The organism is Serpentinimonas maccroryi (assembly GCF_000828915.1).
Classification (GTDB): Bacteria; Pseudomonadota; Gammaproteobacteria; order Burkholderiales; family Burkholderiaceae_C; genus Serpentinimonas; species Serpentinimonas maccroryi.
The window spans coordinates 1,372,230-1,390,017 of record NZ_AP014569.1 but is presented as its reverse complement, the minus strand read 5'-3'; the positions used below and the strand labels follow the sequence as shown (position 1 = coordinate 1,390,017).

General features: G+C 66.9%; 15 protein-coding genes. 11 read left to right on the top strand and 4 right to left on the bottom strand.

Going from position 1 to position 17,788, the window contains the following annotated elements:
- Nucleotides 1–119 precede the first annotated feature (119 nt).
- The 3 genes from SMCB_RS06405 to SMCB_RS06390 all read right to left on the bottom strand — a co-directional run bounded on the left by SMCB_RS06405 (nt 120) and on the right by SMCB_RS06390 (nt 3,041).
- Nucleotides 120–596, bottom strand: coding sequence for a peroxiredoxin (locus SMCB_RS06405; protein WP_045537758.1), 477 nt, complete (start codon nt 594–596; stop codon nt 120–122).
- 250 nt (nt 597–846) lie between these two features.
- Nucleotides 847–2,408 (bottom strand): IS3 family transposase gene (locus SMCB_RS06400; protein ID WP_144400224.1). Its coding sequence is split into 2 segments (ribosomal slippage): nt 847–1,970 and nt 1,970–2,408, totalling 1,563 coding nucleotides; the frame shifts between segments, so codons are not numbered across the junction.
- Nucleotides 2,409–2,666: 258 nt separating this feature from the next.
- Complete coding sequence (locus tag SMCB_RS06390) at nt 2,667–3,041, bottom strand: Mth938-like domain-containing protein (protein ID WP_045535819.1); 375 nt, start codon at nt 3,039–3,041, stop codon at nt 2,667–2,669.
- 81 nt (nt 3,042–3,122) lie between these two features.
- Between SMCB_RS06390 and SMCB_RS06385 the strand changes: the two genes are divergently transcribed.
- From SMCB_RS06385 to SMCB_RS06350, 8 genes are all read left to right on the top strand, one after another.
- Nucleotides 3,123–4,361, top strand: a complete 1,239-nt coding sequence (locus SMCB_RS06385; protein ID WP_045535818.1) for a pyridoxal phosphate-dependent aminotransferase — start codon at nt 3,123–3,125, stop codon at nt 4,359–4,361.
- 58 nt (nt 4,362–4,419) lie between these two features.
- Entirely contained in the window at nt 4,420–5,730 is a 1,311-nt protein-coding gene (locus SMCB_RS06380) for a homoserine dehydrogenase (RefSeq protein ID WP_045535817.1), read from the top strand.
- Nucleotides 5,730–7,160, top strand: a complete 1,431-nt coding sequence (gene thrC, locus SMCB_RS06375) for a threonine synthase (RefSeq protein WP_045535816.1) — start codon at nt 5,730–5,732, stop codon at nt 7,158–7,160. Before SMCB_RS06380 ends, thrC begins: the two co-directional genes overlap by 1 nt.
- A 53-nt stretch (nt 7,161–7,213) precedes the next feature.
- Nucleotides 7,214–8,566 carry a molybdopterin molybdotransferase MoeA gene (locus SMCB_RS06370; protein WP_045537756.1) on the top strand — a complete coding sequence of 451 codons (1,353 nt, stop codon included), beginning with the start codon at nt 7,214–7,216 and terminating at the stop codon, nt 8,564–8,566.
- Between the two features lie 251 nt (nt 8,567–8,817).
- Entirely contained in the window at nt 8,818–9,567 is a 750-nt protein-coding gene (locus SMCB_RS06365) for an electron transfer flavoprotein subunit beta/FixA family protein (protein WP_045535815.1), read from the top strand.
- Nucleotides 9,568–9,583: 16 nt separating this feature from the next.
- Nucleotides 9,584–10,516 (top strand): electron transfer flavoprotein subunit alpha/FixB family protein, encoded by a 933-nt coding sequence (locus SMCB_RS06360; RefSeq protein WP_045535814.1) that lies wholly within the window; start codon nt 9,584–9,586, stop codon nt 10,514–10,516.
- A 98-nt stretch (nt 10,517–10,614) separates the two neighbouring features.
- Nucleotides 10,615–12,405 (top strand): acyl-CoA dehydrogenase, encoded by a 1,791-nt coding sequence (locus tag SMCB_RS06355; protein ID WP_045535813.1) that lies wholly within the window; start codon nt 10,615–10,617, stop codon nt 12,403–12,405.
- 38 nt (nt 12,406–12,443) lie between these two features.
- A complete protein-coding gene (locus tag SMCB_RS06350) occupies nt 12,444–13,433 on the top strand; it encodes an NAD(P)H-dependent flavin oxidoreductase (RefSeq protein WP_045535812.1) in 990 nt (329 codons plus the stop codon).
- Nucleotides 13,434–13,456: 23 nt separating this feature from the next.
- Here SMCB_RS06350 and SMCB_RS06345 read toward each other — a convergent pair whose 3' ends face one another.
- Entirely contained in the window at nt 13,457–13,960 is a 504-nt protein-coding gene (locus tag SMCB_RS06345) for a pyridoxamine 5'-phosphate oxidase family protein (RefSeq protein ID WP_197539290.1), read from the bottom strand.
- A 163-nt stretch (nt 13,961–14,123) separates the two neighbouring features.
- On the opposite strand from SMCB_RS06345, the gene moaD reads away from it, so the two are divergent.
- From moaD to clpB, 3 genes are all read left to right on the top strand, one after another.
- The gene (gene moaD / locus SMCB_RS06340) at nt 14,124–14,378 is read left to right on the top strand and encodes a molybdopterin converting factor subunit 1 (protein WP_045535811.1); all 255 of its coding nucleotides are present in this window, start codon (nt 14,124–14,126) and stop codon (nt 14,376–14,378) included.
- A gap of 2 nt (nt 14,379–14,380) precedes the next feature.
- The gene (locus SMCB_RS13250; protein WP_045535810.1) at nt 14,381–15,061 is read left to right on the top strand and encodes a molybdenum cofactor biosynthesis protein MoaE; all 681 of its coding nucleotides are present in this window, start codon (nt 14,381–14,383) and stop codon (nt 15,059–15,061) included.
- 65 nt (nt 15,062–15,126) lie between these two features.
- Nucleotides 15,127–17,730: an ATP-dependent chaperone ClpB gene (gene clpB, locus SMCB_RS06330; protein ID WP_045535809.1), complete on the top strand. Its 2,604-nt coding sequence runs from the start codon at nt 15,127–15,129 to the stop codon at nt 17,728–17,730.
- Nucleotides 17,731–17,788 lie beyond the last annotated feature (58 nt).

Sequence of the window (17,788 nt, the reverse complement as noted above, 5' to 3'; positions counted from 1 at the left end):
GCCCACGCTTGGGTTGCAAGCGGGTGGGTGGGGGAGGGTGCGGGGGATGGGTGGCTATGGGGCCGGCCATCAAGCGGCATTTAAGCCGCACCAAACCGAAAAAGTCGGAAAACCGGAGTTTATGCCGCTTTTTTGAGCAGTTTGACCGCCTTGAGCACTTCTTCCACATGGCCGGGCACCTTGAGGCCGCGCCACTCTTGCAGCAGCACGCCGGTGGGGCCGATGAGGAAGGTGCTGCGCTCGATGCCCTTGACCTTTTTGCCGTACATGATCTTGTTTTTGACCACGCCGAACATGTGGCACATTTTTTCTTCGGTGTCGGCGATGAGTTCGAACGGCAGCTCGAGCTTGGCCTTGAACTCGTCGTGCGACTTCATGTTGTCGCGCGAGACGCCAAACACCTGCGCCCCGGCTTGGGTGAAGTCGGCATAATGGTCGCGAAACTGCATGGCTTCGGTGGTGCAGCCGGGGGTGTTGTCTTTGGGGTAGAAAAACAGCACCAGCGTTTGCCCCAGATGCGACTGCTGCGTGACCTTGACCCCGCTCGTGGCGCTGGCTTCGAATTCGGGTATAAGTTTGTTGACGACGACGGCCATGTAGCGTATCCCTTGCGCAAAAATGTGCTGATCTGGCAACTGCCCTGAAGGCCAACCCGCGCTGCACCATCACCAGACGGCCTCGCGCTGCACCCAAATCAATTCCCGATTTTACCGCGAAAAGTGCGCGCAAGCACTTTTCGGCTTGGTTGCGTGTGCCTGTGTGGGCGTGCTGTGCAGCGTCATTTTTAAATCTGTGGCGGAGCCTGCAGCCCGCAACCCGGTACATGTCAAGCAACTTGTCGCGTCCTCAAGCAGCCATTGGCTGCGTAATGCTGCGCGTCAGGGCAGCGTTTTGCACCTCCGTTCGTTCAGGGTTGAGGGTGACGGTTTTGATGAGTGACCAGTCGCGCGTGGGGCCAGACCAGCGCCGCGGGTTGTCTTCGCGGGCTTGGGCGTAGAGGGCGTGGCGTGCTTGCAGAATCTCTTGGTCCAGTCCGGCATGGCGCTGCGCCGGCGTGACGTAGCGGATGCCACTGTGGCGGTGCTCATGGTTGTACCAATGCACGAAATCGCTCGCCCACTGGCGCGCAGCCTGCAAGTCGGCAAACCCTTTTTCAGGATACTGCGGCCTGTACTTGGCCGTGCGAAACAGGCTCTCCACAAAGGCGTTGTCGTCGCTGACGCGGGGCCGCGAGTACGAGGGCTTGACGCCCAGCCAGTGCAGCATCGCCAGCACGGTGGTGGCCTTGAGCGTGGCGCCGTTGTCGCCGTGCAGCACGGGCTTGTTGTCCAAGGCGTGGATGCCCTCGGCCAGCGCCGTGCGCTTGACCAACTGCGTGGCGTGCACGGAGTCGTCGCGCTCATGGACTTCAAAGCCCACGATCTTGCGGCTGTAGACGTCCAGAATCAGGTACAGATAGAACCAACGCCCAGTGACCTGCGCCGGCAGGTAGCTCATGTCCCAGCACCACAGTTGGCGCGGCGCCGTGGCCACGTGGGTGGTTGGCGCGCGGCTGGCGCGCGGCGCCTTGGCGCGCCCGCGGTGCTGCGTCTGACCATGCGCGCGCAGCACGCGCTGAAAGCTGGATTCGCTGGCCAGATACACGCCCTCGTCGGCCAAGGCCGGCACAATGCGCGCCGGGGGCATGTCGGCAAAGCGCGGCTGGTTGGCCACACGCAGGATCTGCTCACGCTCGACGGGGCTCAAGGCATGCCCGGGCGTAGGCCGCACGGCCTGTGGGCGGCCGTCGCCGCGTTGCAAGCCCGCACCGGCGCGCCAGCGCTGCAGGGTGCGCACGTCAATGCCGGCAACCTCGCAGGCCTTGTGCAGCCGTGCACCGGCTGCGTGAGCCGCTTGGATGTCTTGGGCCAAACTGCGGCGATCTTCGAGGCCGATCATTCGGCCGCGCCCTTGTGGAAGATCGCCTCGACTTTTTTTGACAGCACCAGCAGCGCTGCCGTCTCGGCCAGGGCCTTGTCCTTGCGGCGCAGCTCGCGTTCGAGCTCTTTGATGCGCCGCCGGTCTTCCTTGGTCTGCTGCGGGCTGGCGCGGGCCTCCTCGGGGCTGGCCAGGGCCTGCGCAGCGCTGCTGTGCCACTGCGCCAGATCGTGCGGGTACAGGCCGTGCTGGCGGCACCAGGCGCTGCGCGCTGCCTCGTCCAGCGCCGCTGTGCTGATCACCGCTTCGAGGCGCGCCGCCGCCGTCCAACTGCGCTGCTGCGCGGGCTGGGCCAAAGCGGCGCTGCGCCAGCGCTCTAGGGTGTCGGCGCTCACGCCAAACTCTTGTGCCAGCGCCGCCAGTGGGGCGCTCTCTGGTGGCAGCAGCCGGGCTACCACGCGGTTTTTGAATGCTTGTCCGTATCGAGCCACTTCGTTCTCTCTTCACTCGCCCCCGAGTGTGTGCTGTGCCACCCGGCGCCAGTGCAGGCTGTGGATTTGTGGACGATGCGCTGCGCGCACCGGTCGGCTGGCCGTGGACAACGCTGACGCGTTGCCCACCGCACCGACCTTCGACCACAAGCTCCACAGCCTCCTACCACCAAGGTTCATGACTTTGAAGTCAGGAACAGCCGGGTTCTATCGAGGCGACAAGTATTCTGACATGGGGGGAACCTTTAGACACTTCGCTCAGGGCACTTCAATCAACAGCGCCGCCGCTACCCGGCGCCCTTCGCCGGCCAGAATGTTGTAGGTGCGCGCGGCGGCTTGGGTGTCCATGGTCTCGACGCCGATGCCGGCGTCGATCAAGGGGCGCAGCAGCGCTGGGGCGACGAAGCGCAGCCGCGCACCGCTGCCCAACAGCAGCAGCTCGGGCTGCCAAGCGGCCAGCAGGGCAAAGTGCGGCAGCGCGATGTCGGCGTGGTGGGCGCAGTCCCAAGGCTGGATGCGGCCGTCGGCGCACAGCAGCAGGCTGTGGCGGTAGGTGGTGTCGCCGATCTGCAACCAGCCTAGCCCGTGGGCGCGCACGGTGGTGCTTTCGATGCGGTCGGGTTGCAGTTTCATGGCGGCGGGTTTGGGCTGGGGCGGTTAAAGTGTGGTGAAATTATAGGTTTCGCTCTTCCTGCTCGCCCAAGCCCACCTGCCATGCCCACACCGCCGCTGCTCAAATCAGCCAAACTGGCCAACGTCTGCTACGACATCCGCGGCCCCGTGCTCGACAAAGCGCGCGCCATGGAGGAGGAAGGCCACAAGATCATCAAGCTCAACATCGGCAACATCGCCGCCTTTGGCTTGCAGCCGCCCGACGAGATCGTGCAAGACATGATCCGCAACCTGCCCACCCCCACGGCCGCCGGCTACACCGACAGCAAGGGCCTGTTTGCGCCGCGCAAGGCGGTGGTGCACTACACCCAAGAAAAAGGCGTGGCCGGGGTCACGGTCGATGACGTGTACCTGGGCAACGGCGCCAGCGAACTGATCAGCATGAGCCTCAACGCCCTGCTCAACAGCGGCGACGAGGTGCTGATCCCGGCCCCCGACTACCCGCTCTACACCGCCAGCGTGGCGCTGGCCGGGGGCACGCCGGTGCACTACTTGTGCGACGAAGGCAGCGGCTGGCTGCCGGACCTTGACGACATTCGGCGCAAGATCACGCCGCAGACCAAGGGCATCGTCGTCATCAACCCCAACAACCCCACCGGTGCGCTCTACCCCGACGACCTGCTGCGCGCGATCGTCGAGATCGCACGCCAGCACGGGCTGGTGATCTTCGCCGACGAGATTTACGACAAAACCCTGTACGACGGCGCCACCCACACCAGCGTGGCGGCGCTGGCCGACGAGGTGCTGGTGCTGACCTTCAACGGCCTGAGCAAAAACTACCGCTCCTGTGGCTACCGCGCCGGCTGGATGGTGGTCTCGGGCGACAAACGGCGCGCGCGCGACTACATCGAGGGCCTGAACATGCTGGCTTCGATGCGCCTGTGCGCCAACACGCCGGGCCAGATGGCGATCCAGACCGCGCTCGGCGGCTACCAGAGCATCAAAGACCTGGTGGCCCCGGGCGGGCGCCTGTGCCGCCAGCGCGATCTGGCCTACGAGCTCATGAGCCAGATTCCGGGCGTGAGTGTGGTCAAGCCCAAGGCGGCGCTGTACATGTTCCCGCGCCTCGACCCCAAGGTGTACCCGATCGCCGACGACCAGCAGTTTGCCTACGACCTGCTGGCCGAAGAAAAAGTGCTGATCGTGCAGGGAACGGGCTTTAACTGGCCGCAACCGGATCACTTCCGCTTGGTTTTCCTGCCGCACGCCGACGATTTGAGCGAAGCCATCGGGCGCATTGCGCGCTTTCTGGCGCAGTTGCGCAAGCGCCACAACACCTGAAAACGCCCGCGCCGCGGCACCTCCATCCCCTATTTTTTTGCAGAAAGCACCTTTGGCGATGAAACCCATACAAGTAGGCCTGCTCGGCATCGGCACCGTGGGCAGCGGCGTGTACGACGTGCTGCGCCGCAACCAGACCGAAATCCAGCGCCGCGCCGGGCGTGGCATCGCCATCGCGGCCGTGGCCGATCTCGACCTCGAGCGCGCGCGCGCCATCGTCGGCGACTCGGTGCCGGTGCTGGCCGATGCGCGCGCGGTGATCGCGCGCCCCGAGATCGACATCGTGGTCGAGCTCATCGGCGGCATCGGGGTGGCGCGCACGCTGGTGCTCGAGGCCATCGCCGCCGGCAAGCACGTGGTCACGGCCAACAAGGCGCTGCTGGCGGTGCACGGCACCGAGATTTTCCAAGCGGCGCAGCAGCGCGGCGTGATGGTGGCCTTCGAGGCGGCGGTGGCTGGCGGCATCCCGATCATCAAGGCGCTGCGCGAGGGCCTGACGGCCAACCGCATCCAGTGGGTGGCGGGCATCATCAACGGCACCACCAACTTCATCTTGAGCGAAATGCGCGACAAGGGGCTGGACTTCGGCATCGCGCTGGCGCAGGCGCAGCAGCTGGGCTACGCCGAGGCCGACCCGCGCAACGACATCGAAGGCATCGACGCGGCCCACAAGGCCACCATCCTGAGCGCCATCGCCTTTGGCATCCCGGTGCAGTTCGAGCGCGCCCACGTCGAGGGCATCACCCGGCTGGCGGCGACCGATTTCAAATACGCCGAGCAACTGGGCTACCGCATCAAGCTGCTGGGCATCGCCAAGCGCCAAGCCAGCGGCATCGAGCTGCGCGTGCACCCGTGTCTGGTGCCGGCCAAGCGCCTGCTGGCCAATGTGGAAGGGGCGATGAACGCCGTCATGGTGCAGGGCGACGCCGTGGGCACCACGCTCTACTACGGCAAGGGCGCGGGCAGCGAGCCCACAGCCAGCGCCGTGATCGCCGATCTGGTCGATGTGACCCGGCTGCACACCGCCGACCCGCAAAACCGGGTGCCGCATCTGGCGTTCCAGCCCGACGCGCTGAGCGAGCTGCCCATTTTGCCCATGAGCGCGGTGCAGACCAGCTACTACCTGCGCCTGTGCGTGGCCGATCAGGCCGGGGTGCTGGCGCAAGTCACCGGTATATTGGCCGCGGCCCAGATCAGCATCGACGCCGTGCTGCAGCGCGAGGCCGAGCAGGGCGCGGCGCAGACCGAGCTCATCATCCTCACGCACCAAACCCGCGAGGGCGCGATGGACGCCGCGCTGGCGCAGATGCAGGCCCTGCCCACCGTGCTGGAGCCGATCGTGCGCATCCGCAAAGAGGAGCTGGCCTGATGCGCTACCTCTCCACCCGCGGCCACCCGGAGCGGCTGCGCTTTTGCGACATCTTGCTCGAAGGGCTGGCCCCCGACGGCGGCCTGTACCTGCCCGAGCACTACCCGCAGGTCGATGCCGCCACGCTGGCGCGCTGGCGCAGCGTCTGGGCCGAGCAGGGTTATGCGGCGCTGGCCTTCGAGGTGTTGTCGCTCTACATCGACGACATCCCGAGCGCCGACCTTCGCGCCCTGTGCGCCCAAACCTACACCGCCGCAGCCTTTGGCAGCGCCACCATCACGCCGCTGCGCCGGCTCGACGAGGGCCTGTGGATTCAGGAGTTGTCCAACGGCCCCACGCTGGCCTTCAAAGACATGGCGATGCAGCTGCTGGGCAACCTGTTCGAGTACGAACTGGCACGCCGTGGGGCGCAGCTCAACATCTTGGGCGCCACCAGCGGCGACACCGGCAGCGCCGCCGAATACGCGCTGCGCGGCAAGCGCGGGGTGCGCGTGTTCATGCTCTCGCCGCACGGGCGCATGAGCGCCTTCCAGCAGGCGCAGATGTACAGCCTGCAAGACCCGAACATCCACAACCTGGCGATCGAGGGCGTGTTCGACGACTGCCAAGACATCGTCAAGGCGGTCAGCGCCGACCTCGAATTCAAGCGCCGCTACCAGATCGGCAGCGTCAACTCGATCAACTGGGCGCGCCTGCTGGCGCAGGTGGTGTATTACTTTGCCGGCTATTTTGCCCTCACCCGCTCCGACAGCGAACGCATAGGCTTTGCCGTGCCCAGCGGCAACTTTGGCAACGTCTGCGCCGGCCACGTGGCGCGCATGATGGGCCTGCCGCTCGCGCAACTGGTGGTGGCGACCAACGAAAACGATGTGCTCGACGAGTTTTTTCGCACCGGCCGCTACCGCGTGCGCCCCAGTGCCCAGACCTTCGAGACCTCGAGCCCCTCGATGGACATCTCCAAGGCCAGCAACTTCGAGCGCTTCGTGTTCGATCTGCTCGGGCGCGACGCGCAGCGCACCCAGGCCCTGTTTGGCGCCGAACTGGCGCGCAGCGGCGCCTTCGACCTGAGCGCCGACCCGGCTTTTGCCCAGATCCGCAGCCGCTACGGCTTCGTGAGCGGGTGCAGCAGCCACGCCGAGCGCCTCGCCACCATCCGCGCCGCGTGGCAACACAGCGGCCAGATGCTGGACCCGCACACCGCCGACGCCGTGAAAGTGGCGCGCCAGCACCAGCAGCCCGGTACGCCGATGGTGGTGCTGGAAACCGCGCTGCCGGTGAAGTTTGCCGCCACCCTAGTGGAAGCGCTGGGGCGCGAGCCCGAGCGGCCCGCGGCGCTCGAAGGCATCGAAAAGCTGCCCAAGCGGGTGCGGCTGCTGCCGGCCGATGTGCAGCGCGTAAAAGCCTACATTGCCGAGCAATGCGCCGCCTGAGCACACCCCAGACACGCACCCTAGACCCGCGCCCCAGACCCGCACCCACCCGCATGAACCACCCCGCTGCTGACCCAACCCAAGCCCGACCCGGCCTGCTGGCGCTCGATGACGCGCTGGCGGCCCTGCTGGCCACAGCGCAGCCGCTGCGCGAGATCGAGCCCGTGCCGCTCGACGAAGCCGACGGCCGCGTGCTGGCGCAGGCGCTGCAAGCCGCCTTTGACGTGCCCGGTTTTGACAACAGCGCCATGGACGGCTACGCGGTGCGCGCCGCCGAAGCCGCTGCGGCTCACGCCGCCGGGGCTGCCCTGCCGGTGAGCCAGCGCATCGCCGCCGGGCCTGTGGGTGCCGGCGAGGCCTTGGGCACTGCGGCAGGGTCGGCGGCTGCCTTGCAGCCCGGCACGGTGGCGCGCATTTTCACTGGCGCCCCCCTTCCCGCCGGGGCCGACGCGGTGTTGGTGCAAGAAGAGGCCGAGGCCAGCACCGATGCCAGCGGCCAGCCGCAGGTGCGCTTGCGCAAGCCGGCGCAGCTCGGGCAGCACATCCGCCGCCGGGGCGAAGACCTAGGCCGCGGCCAGACCGTGCTGCCCGCCGGCACCCTGCTGGGCCCGGCCGAACTCGGGCTGGCCGCCAGCCTTGGGGCGGCGCAGCTGCCGCTGCACCGGCGCCTGCGCGTGGCGCTGCTGAGCAGCGGCGACGAACTGGCCGAACCCGGCAGCGTGCCCCCGGAGCAGCTGCCGCTGGGTGCGATCTACAACAGCAACCGCTATTTTTTGCGTGCCCTGTTGCAGCGCCTGGGTTGCAGCGTGAGCGTGTGCCCGCCGGTGCCGGATCGGCTCGACGCCACCGTGGCGGCGCTGCGCGCAGCGGCAGCAAACCACGACCTGGTGCTGAGCACCGGCGGTGTGTCGGTGGGTGAAGCCGACCACCTCAAAGCCGCCGTGCAGGCGCTGGGCGGCCTGCACCTGTGGCAGATCGCCATCAAGCCTGGCAAACCTTTTGCCCACGGCTGGCTGGAGCGCGATGGGGAGGGTGCAGGCGCAAATTCAGGCGCAGGCCAGCGCTGCCACTACATCGGCCTACCCGGCAACCCGGTGGCCAGTTACGTCACGTTCATGCTGCTGGTGCAGCCCTTCGTGCGCCGCTTGCAGGGGGTGCAAGGCCCAGCGGCCAACGGTCTGCCCGAGCCGATCGAGTTGCCTGCGCATTTTGATTGGCCCAAGCCAGAGCGGCGGCGCGAGTTTTTGCGCGTGCGCCGCAACGCCCACGGCGGGCTCGAGCTCTATCCCAACCAAGGTTCAGGCGTGCTCAGCTCCATCGCCTGGGCTGACGGCTTGGTGGACAAAGCGCCCAACCAGACCATCGCTCACGGCGACCGGGTCGCGTATAGGCCGTTTGCCGCATAGCGAGCGTTCGCCACCAGATGCTCGGGAGCGGGCGCTGGTTCCATTGGGCGTGGCGTGCCTCCCGCTACGCATCCCTTTGGCGGGTTGTGGCTTGACACTCCAGCCTTGACATTTCAGCCGTCAGCCCGACTATAATGGCGAAAAAAAGAACGGTCGTTCGATTTTTCGGCGTGCGTACAATGTTGGCGTTTACGTAAACGTCAAGCGCTTGTGGGCGCGCAGTTTCACACTCAATCACACAGGAGCAAGGCATGAAAATTCTGGTCCCGGTCAAGCGCGTGGTGGACTACAACGTCAAGGTGCGCGTCAAGGCCGACGGCAGCGGCGTCGATATCGCCAACGTCAAGATGAGCATGAACCCTTTCGATGAGATCGCCATCGAGGAAGCGGTGCGCCTGAAAGAAAAAGGCGTGGCCACCGAGGTGGTGGCGGTTTCCTGCGGTGTGGCGCAGTGCACCGAAACGCTGCGCACAGCCATGGCGATCGGGGCCGATCGGGCCATTTTGGTGCAGACCGATGACGAGCTGCAACCGCTGGCGGTGGCCAAGCTGCTGGCGGCGTTGGTGGCACGCGAGCAGCCGGGCTTGGTGATCTTGGGCAAGCAGGCGATCGACGACGACGCCAACCAGACCGGCCAGATGCTGGCGGCGCTGGCCAAGTTGCCCCAAGCCACTTTTGCCTCCAAGCTTGAAGTGGTGGATGGCCGGGCGCGCGTGACGCGCGAGGTCGATGGCGGGCTCGAGACCCTGAGCCTGAGCCTGCCGGCGCTGGTGAGCACCGATCTGCGCCTGAACGAGCCGCGCTACGTGACGCTGCCCAACATCATGAAGGCCAAGAAAAAGCCGCTCGAAACCCTGTCGCCGGCCGATCTGGGTGTCGATACCGCGCCGCGCCTCAAAACCCTGAAGGTGGCCGAGCCGGCGGCGCGCAAGGCCGGCATCAAGGTCGGCAGTGTGGCCGAATTGGTGGACAAGCTGCGCAACGAAGCCAAAGTGATCTAAACAGGAGACCGACCCCATGACCGCACTCGTCATTGCCGAACACGACCACGCCACGCTCAAGGGCGCCACGCGCAACGCCGTCAGCGCCGCTGCCGCCTGCTGCCCCGAAGTACACGTATTGGTCGCCGGCCACCACGCCGCCGCCGCCGCCCAAGCGGCCGCCCAGATTGCCGGTGTGGCCAAGGTGCTGCACGCCGACGGCCCTGCGCTGGCGCACGGCTTGGCCGAAAATGTGGCGGCCCAAGTGCTGGCGCTGGCCGCTGGCTACAGCCACATCGTGTTTGCCGCCACAGCCAGCGGCAAAAACGTGGCCCCGCGCGTGGCCGCTTTGCTCGATGTGGCGCAGGTGAGCGAAATCACCAAGGTGCTGGCCCCCGACACCTTCGAGCGCCCGATCTACGCCGGCAACGCCGTGGCCACGGTGCAAAGCACCGACGCCGTGAAAGTGCTCACGGTGCGCGGCACCGGCTTTGACGCCGCCCCCGCCACCGGTGGCAGCGCCGCGATCGAGGCGGTGGCGGCCGTGGCCGACAGCGGGTTGAGCGCCTTTGTGGGCAGCGAACTGGCGCAAAACGACCGCCCCGAACTGTCGGCGGCCAAGGTGATCGTCAGCGGTGGCCGGGCGCTGGGCAGCGCCGAGCAGTTCAATGCCCTGCTCACGCCGCTGGCCGACAAGCTCGGCGCCGCCATCGGCGCCAGCCGCGCCGCCGTCGATGCCGGTTACGCGCCCAACGATTTGCAGGTCGGTCAAACGGGCAAGATCGTGGCGCCGCAGCTCTACATCGCGGTCGGCATTTCGGGCGCGATCCAGCATTTGGCGGGCATGAAAGACTCGAAGGTGATCGTGGCCATCAACAAAGACCCGGAAGCCCCGATCTTTGCCGTGGCCGACTACGCGCTCGAGGCCGATTTGTTCCAGGCGCTGCCGGAGCTGGTCAAGGCGCTGTAAGCGCCCACACCCAAGGGCATCGGTTTCGATGCCTTTTTTGCATCTGCCTTCAACGCGGCGCCAACGGCGCGCAATCCTCGTTCAACGGAGACTAAAAAATGAGCTATGTGGCCCCCGTCAAAGACCTGATGTTCAATCTGCAGCACCTCGCCGGGCTCGAGCAGGTGGCGCGCCTGCCCGGTTTTGAAGACGCTGGGCTGGAGACGGCGCAGGCGGTGCTGGAAGAATGCGCGCGCCTGAACCAAGAGGTGATCGCGCCCCTGAACTGGGAGGGCGACAAGTACCCGTCGTCGTACCACGATGGCAAGGTCAGCACCACGCCGGGCTTCAAGCAGGCCTTTCATCAGTTTGCCGAGGGTGGCTGGCAGGGTTTGCAGCACCCGGTGCAGTTTGGCGGCCAGGGCTTGCCCAAAAGCATTGGGGCGGCGTGTGTGGAGATGTTCAATTCCGCCAACCTGAGCTTTGCCCTGTGCCCGCTGCTCACCGACGGCGCCATCGAGGCCCTGCTGACGGCAGGCACCGAGGAGCAAAAGCAGCTTTTTTTGCCGCCCATGATTGCCGGCGAATGGACCGGCACCATGTGCCTGACCGAGCCGCAGGCGGGTTCGGACTTGGCGCTGGTGCGCAGCCGCGCCGAGCCGCAGGCCGATGGCAGCTACAAGGTCTTTGGCACCAAGATTTTTATCACCTACGGCGAGCACGACTACACGCCCAACATCGTGCACCTGGTGCTGGCGCGCATCCCCGGCGCGCCCGAGGGCGTCAAGGGCATCAGCCTGTTCATCGTGCCCAAATTTGTGCTCGACGCCGAGGGCCAGCCCGGGGCGCGCAATGACGTGCGCTGCGTCAGCATCGAACACAAGCTGGGCATCAAGGCCAGCCCGACGGCGGTGCTGCAATTTGGCGACCACGGCGGCGCCGAGGGCTACTTGGTGGGCCAGGCCAACCGCGGGCTCGAGTACATGTTCATCATGATGAACGCGGCCCGTTTTGCCGTGGGGCTGCAAGGCATTGCGGTGGCCGAACGCGCTTACCAAAAGGCGGTGGCGTTTGCGCGCGAGCGCCTGCAAAGCCGCCCGGTGGATGGCAGTTCGGCCCAAGCCGCGCCCATCATCGTGCACCCCGATGTGAAGCGCATGCTGCTCACCATGCGCGCCTACACCGAGGGCTGCCGCGCCATGGCCAGCGTGGCCGCGGCTGCCTACGACGGCGCGCACCACCACCCCGATGACGCTGCGCGCGCGCAGAACGCGAGCTTTTATGAGTTTTTGGTGCCGCTGGTCAAGGGCTACAGCACCGAGATGAGCATCGAAGTGGCCTCGCTGGGCGTGCAGGTGCACGGCGGCATGGGTTTCGTCGAAGAAACCGGCGCTGCCCAGTACTACCGCGACGCGCGCATCCTCACCATCTACGAGGGCACGACGGCGATCCAAGCCAACGACTTCGTGGGCCGCAAGACGCTGCGCGATGGCGGCCGCACGGCGCGCGCCGTGGCGGCGCAGATCGAGGCCACCGAGGCCGAGCTGCAAGCCAGCGGCAGCGCCCACGCGCTGGCGCTGCGAGAGCAGCTGCAAGCGGCGCGGCTGGCGTTTCTAGACGCGGTGGCCTTTGTGCTCGAACACGCCAAGGCCAACCCGAATGCGGTTTTTGCCGGCAGCGTGCCCTATCTGCTGCTGGGCGGCAACCTGGTGGCCGGCTGGCAGCTGGCGCGTGCGCTGCTGGTGGCCGAGCGCGAGCTGGCTGCGGGGCGCGAGGCCGAGTTCATGCGCACCAAGATCCTGACCGCGCGCTTTTACGCCGACCACCTGCTCAGCCGCGCCGGCAGCCAGCGCGACAGCATCGTCGCCGGCCACGCCGCCGTGACCGAGATCAGCCCCGACGCGTTTTGATTGACGACCGACCAGATACGATTGACGAGCCTCATCCCATGTCCATTCCCGCTTCCCATCCCGCCCCCACGCCCCGATCACCGTTGCCGGGTGCCTTGCAGCGTGTGCCGTTCCCGGTCATCGGTGCGCCGCTGTTCATCATCAGCAACCCCAAGCTGGTGATCGCGCAGTGCTGCGCCGGCATCGTCGGCTCCATGCCGGCGCTCAACGCGCGCCCGGCCTCGCAGCTCGACGAATGGCTGGCCGAAATCACCGAGGCGCTGGCGGCGCACGACCGCGCGCACCCCGAGCAACCGGCGGCCCCCTTTGCCATCAACCAGATCGTGCACAAGAGCAACGACCGGCTCGAGGCCGATCTGGCGCTGTGCGCCAAGTACCGAGTGCCGATCGTCATCACCAGCCTCGGCGCGCGCGTCGACGTGAACCAAGCCGTACACAGCTGGGGCGGGGTGGTGCTGCACGACATCATCAACAACGCTTTTGCGCACAAGGCGATCGAAAAGGGTGCCGACGGGCTGGTGGCGGTGGCCGCTGGGGCGGGTGGGCACGCGGGCGTGAAAAGCCCGTTTGCGCTGGTGCAAGAAATCCGCCAGTGGTTCGACGGCCCGCTGGCGCTCTCGGGCTCCATCGCCAGCGGCAGCGCGGTGCTGGCGGCGCAAGCCATGGGGGCCGATTTTGCCTACATCGGCTCGGCCTTTATCGCCACCGACGAAGCGCGCGCCAGCGCCGAATACAAGCAGTGCGTGGTTGACAGCAACTCGGACGACATCGTTTACAGCAACCTGTTCACCGGCGTGCACGGCAACTACCTCAAGGCCTCGATCGTGGTCGCGGGGCTCGACCCGGAGCACCTGCCCGAGAGCGACCCGAGCGCGATGAACTTCGGCGGTGCCGCCGCCAAGGCATGGAAAGACATCTGGGGCTGCGGCCAAGGCATTGGCGCGATCGACCGCGTGCTGCCTGCGGCCGAGCGGGTGGCGCAGCTCAAGCGCGAGTATGCGGTGGCGCGCCAGCGCTTGCTGGGCTGAGCTTTGTTTTGATCAGCGGGGCGCTATCCCGCCAGCGCGGCGCGCCAACGTTCGACGGTGAGCGAGTGGGCGCGGCCAAAGCCAGCCACAAAGCGCGCCGACACCGGCTCGATTAAAAACAGTGCAAAGTCTGGAAACTCGAACAGCTCGCGCGCCTCGGGCAGCCGCTCGAGGTAGGCGGCGCGGGCGGCGGCGTAGCGCGGCGCATCGGGCGGGCAGGGCAGGGCGCGGCCCTTGAGGCTCAGGCGCGGCCGGGCCAGTGGGTTGTGGGCGTCCGGCGTTTCGCCGCCGCTTGGCAGAGTTGCATCGGCCACGAACAGCAGCGCCACGGCGGGTTGCTCGAGCATGTCTTTGGTGTGGGTGGCCAGCCGGCTTACGTGCAGCACCGCGCTGCCGCACTCGGGCAGCAGCGCAACGGGCACCATCGACACCGCGGGCTCGCCCCGGTGCAAGGTGGCCAGCGCGGCCAAGCGCTGCGTTTGCAGCAGGGTGCGCAGCAGGTGGAGATCGGCGTCGGTGAGGCTCACGGCTCCAGTGTAGTTCAGTTTTTTCGCGGCGCAAATTTGAAGCGCTCCTGCTGCTAGGCTGTTGCGGCGCATGGCCTTGCGAGCCTGACTGGCGCGCAAACTGCACCGCTACAATGGTTCGATCGCCGCTTTGCCCGGCGCAGTGGGCGCGCCCAAACCAACCATGCACACCATCCAGATCCGGTTTTTTGCCGCCCTGCGCGAAGCGCTGGGCACCACAGAGCTGCCGTTGTGCACCGCCGCGGCCACGGTGGCTGATTTGCGCGACGAGCTGATCGCGCGCGGTGGTGCCCACGCCGAGGCGCTGGCGCGCGGGCGCGCGGTGCGCGCGGCGCTCAACCAGGCGATGGTGCCGGAATCGGCCGCGCTCAAAGACGGCGACGAAGTGGCTTTTTTCCCACCTGTGACGGGGGGCTGAGGGTGGAGCCGCAGCCCACCACCGCACAGCCCCGGGTGCGCATCCAGACCGAGGATTTCGACCTGAGCACCGAAGTGGCCGCCTTGCACGCCGCCGACACGCGGGTGGGCGCCGTCTGCGCCTTCGTGGGCCTAGTGAGGGAATGGGCCCCCACGCTTGGCGCTGGCGCGCCGGCGCTGCCCCCCGAGGGGGCGCTCGCCAGCTTGGGGCGGCCCGGCGCTGGCGAGGGACGGACCCCCACGCTTGCGCCTAGCGGCGCTGCGCTGCCCCCCGAGGGGGCGCTCGCCAGCTTGGGGCGGCCCGGCGCTGGCGAGGGACGGACCCCCACGCCAGTCGCTGATGCGCCGGCGTTCATGGAGCTCGAGCACTATCCCGGCATGACCGAGCGCGCCATCGAGGCGATGATCGAGCAGGCGCAGCGGCGCTTTGAGATTTATGGCGCGCGCGTGCTGCACCGCGTGGGGCGGCTGGGGCTGGGCGAGCAAATCGTGCTGGTGGCGGTGACGGCGGCGCACCGCGGCCAGGCCTTTGCCGCCTGCGAGTTTTTGATGGACTACCTCAAGACCCAGGCGCCGTTCTGGAAAAAAGAGCACAGCGCCGCCGGTGCGCGCTGGGTCGATGCGCGCGCCAGCGACGACGCGGCGCTGGCCAAGTGGGGCATCGAGGCGGATAACGCGGCTTAAGCTTGGTTGAAATCCCCCGCCCAGCCCCCAGCTAGAGTGGCATCACCTTTTTGAGGAAGCACCCCATGCGACTCGACAAACTGACCACCAAATTCCAGCAGGCCCTGAGCGAAGCGCAAACGCTGGCCCTTGGGCAAGACCACGCCTACATCGAACCGGCGCACCTGCTGGCGGCCCTGTTGCGTCAGCCCGACGGCCCCAAGGCGCTGCTGCAGCGCGCCGGCGTCAACGTGGTGGCGCTCGCCCAAGCCGCCGACGAGGCGCTATCCAAGCTGCCCACGGTGCAGGGGCAAGAGCAGGTGCAGGTGGGGCGCGACACCGTCAGCCTGCTGCAGGCGGCCGAAAAAGAGGCCATCAAGCGCGGCGACCAATACGTGGCCAGCGAGCTCTTTTTGCTGGCCCTGGCCGACAGCAAAATCGCCTTGGCCGAGGCTGCGCGCAAGGCCGGCCTGAACCGCAACGCCTTGCAGGCCGCCATCGACGCCGTGCGCGGCGGCCAGAGCGTGGACAACCCCGAAGCCGAAGGCCAGCGCGAGGCGCTGAAAAAATACACCCTCGACCTCACCGAGCGCGCCCGCGCCGGCAAGCTCGACCCGGTGATCGGCCGCGACGACGAAATCCGCCGCGCCATTCAGGTGCTGCAGCGGCGCACCAAAAACAACCCGGTGCTCATCGGTGAGCCCGGTGTGGGCAAGACCGCCATCGTCGAGGGGCTGGCGCAGCGCATCGTGGCCGGCGAGGTGCCCGAAAGCCTCAAAGACAAGCGCGTGCTGGTGCTCGACATGGCCGGTCTGTTGGCCGGGGCCAAATACCGGGGCGAGTTCGAGGAGCGCCTGAAGTCGGTGCTCAAAGAAGTGGCCGCCGACGAAGGCCGCATCATCCTGTTCATCGACGAGCTGCACACCATGGTGGGCGCGGGCAAGGCCGAGGGCGCGATCGACGCCGGCAACATGCTCAAGCCGGCGCTGGCACGCGGCGAGCTGCACTGCATCGGCGCCACCACGCTCGACGAATACCGCAAATACATCGAAAAAGACGCCGCGCTCGAGCGCCGCTTCCAGCGCGTGCTGGTCGATGAGCCCACGGTCGAGGCCACCATCGCCATTCTGCGCGGCCTGCAAGAAAAGTACGAGGTGCACCACGGCGTCGAGATCACGGATCCGGCCATCGTTGCTGCTGCCGAACTGAGCCAGCGCTACATCACCGACCGCTTCTTGCCCGACAAGGCCATCGACCTGATCGACGAAGCCGCGGCCAAGATCAAGATCGAGATCGACTCCAAGCCCGAGGTCATGGACAAACTCGATCGGCGCATCATCCAGCTCAAAATCGAGCGCGAGGCGGTGCGCAAAGAAAAAGACGAAGCCAGCCAGAAGCGCATGACCTTGATCGAAGAAGAAATCGCCAAGCTCGAGCGCGAAGCCGCCGACCTCGAGGAACTCTGGAAAAGCGAAAAAGCCAGCGCCCAAGGCTCCGACCAAGTGCGCAAAGACATCGAGCAGATCAAAATCCAGATCGAGGACTGGACGCGCAAGGGCGACTTCAACAAGGTCGCCGAGCTGCAGTACGGGCGCCTGCCCGAGCTTGAAAAACGCCTGCGCGAGGCCCAAGCCAAGGAGGCCGCCGGCGACGGCAGCGCCAGCGGGCCACGGCTGCTGCGCACCCAAGTGGGGGCCGAAGAGATCGCCGAAGTGGTGGCGCGCGCCACCGGCATCCCGGTGGCCAAGCTGATGCAGGGCGAGCGCGACAAGCTGCTGCAAATGGAAGACAAGCTGCACCAGCGCGTGGTCGGGCAAGACGAGGCCATCGTGGCCGTGGCCAACGCCATCCGGCGCAGCCGCGCGGGCCTGTCCGACCCGAACCGGCCGCTGGGCAGTTTTCTGTTTCTGGGCCCCACCGGCGTGGGCAAGACCGAGCTGTGCAAGGCGCTGGCGGCGTTTTTGTTCGACACCGAGGAGCACCTGATCCGCATCGACATGAGCGAGTTCATGGAAAAGCACTCGGTGGCGCGCCTGATCGGGGCCCCGCCGGGCTACGTCGGTTACGAAGAGGGCGGATATCTGACCGAAGCGGTGCGGCGCAAGCCCTACAGCGTGATCTTGCTCGACGAGGTAGAAAAAGCACACCCAGATGTGTTCAACGTGCTGCTGCAAGTGCTCGACGACGGCCGCCTGACCGACGGCCAAGGGCGCACGGTGGACTTCAAAAATGCCGTCATCGTCATGACTAGCAACATCGGCTCGCCCCTCATCCAAGCCATGGTCGGGCAAGACCCCGACGACATCAAAGAGGCGGTGTGGGGCGAACTGAAAAACCACTTCCGCCCCGAGTTCCTCAACCGCATCGACGAAACCGTGCTGTTCCACGGCCTCGACGCCGGGCACATCGTGCGCATCGCCCGCATCCAGCTGCAGGTGCTCACCGAGCGCTTGGCGCGGCTCGAACTGGGTTTGCAAGTGAGCGAGGCCGCGCTGGCCGAGCTGGCCAAGGTGGGCTTCGACCCGGTGTTTGGGGCGCGTCCGCTCAAGCGCGCGATCCAGCAACGGATCGAAAACCCGCTGTCGCGCCAGATACTCGAGGGGCGCTTTGCCCCCAAGAGCACGATCGGCGTCGATGTCGATCCGATTCAGGCCCCGGGGCAGTTCCAGTTTGTGCTTGTAGCACCCTGAGGCCGTGGCCGCGCCAGCGCTTTGGCTCTGGCGCCTTGGCTGCTTGATGTGCGGCGCT

What these genes read in the sequence shown, in the direction of transcription:
- clpB (WP_045535809.1), top strand. Translation starts at nt 15,127, where the DNA reads ATGCGACTCGACAAACTGACCACCAAATTCCAGCAGGCCCTGAGCGAA.
- SMCB_RS06405 (WP_045537758.1), bottom strand. Translation starts at nt 596, where the DNA reads ATGGCCGTCGTCGTCAACAAACTTATACCCGAATTCGAAGCCAGCGCC.
- thrC (WP_045535816.1), top strand. Translation starts at nt 5,730, where the DNA reads ATGCGCTACCTCTCCACCCGCGGCCACCCGGAGCGGCTGCGCTTTTGC.
- SMCB_RS06355 (WP_045535813.1), top strand. Translation starts at nt 10,615, where the DNA reads ATGAGCTATGTGGCCCCCGTCAAAGACCTGATGTTCAATCTGCAGCAC.
- SMCB_RS06365 (WP_045535815.1), top strand. Translation starts at nt 8,818, where the DNA reads ATGAAAATTCTGGTCCCGGTCAAGCGCGTGGTGGACTACAACGTCAAG.
- SMCB_RS06390 (WP_045535819.1), bottom strand. Translation starts at nt 3,041, where the DNA reads ATGAAACTGCAACCCGACCGCATCGAAAGCACCACCGTGCGCGCCCAC.
- SMCB_RS06380 (WP_045535817.1), top strand. Translation starts at nt 4,420, where the DNA reads ATGAAACCCATACAAGTAGGCCTGCTCGGCATCGGCACCGTGGGCAGC.
- SMCB_RS06350 (WP_045535812.1), top strand. Translation starts at nt 12,444, where the DNA reads ATGTCCATTCCCGCTTCCCATCCCGCCCCCACGCCCCGATCACCGTTG.
- moaD (WP_045535811.1), top strand. Translation starts at nt 14,124, where the DNA reads ATGCACACCATCCAGATCCGGTTTTTTGCCGCCCTGCGCGAAGCGCTG.
- SMCB_RS06360 (WP_045535814.1), top strand. Translation starts at nt 9,584, where the DNA reads ATGACCGCACTCGTCATTGCCGAACACGACCACGCCACGCTCAAGGGC.
- SMCB_RS06385 (WP_045535818.1), top strand. Translation starts at nt 3,123, where the DNA reads ATGCCCACACCGCCGCTGCTCAAATCAGCCAAACTGGCCAACGTCTGC.
- SMCB_RS06370 (WP_045537756.1), top strand. Translation starts at nt 7,214, where the DNA reads ATGAACCACCCCGCTGCTGACCCAACCCAAGCCCGACCCGGCCTGCTG.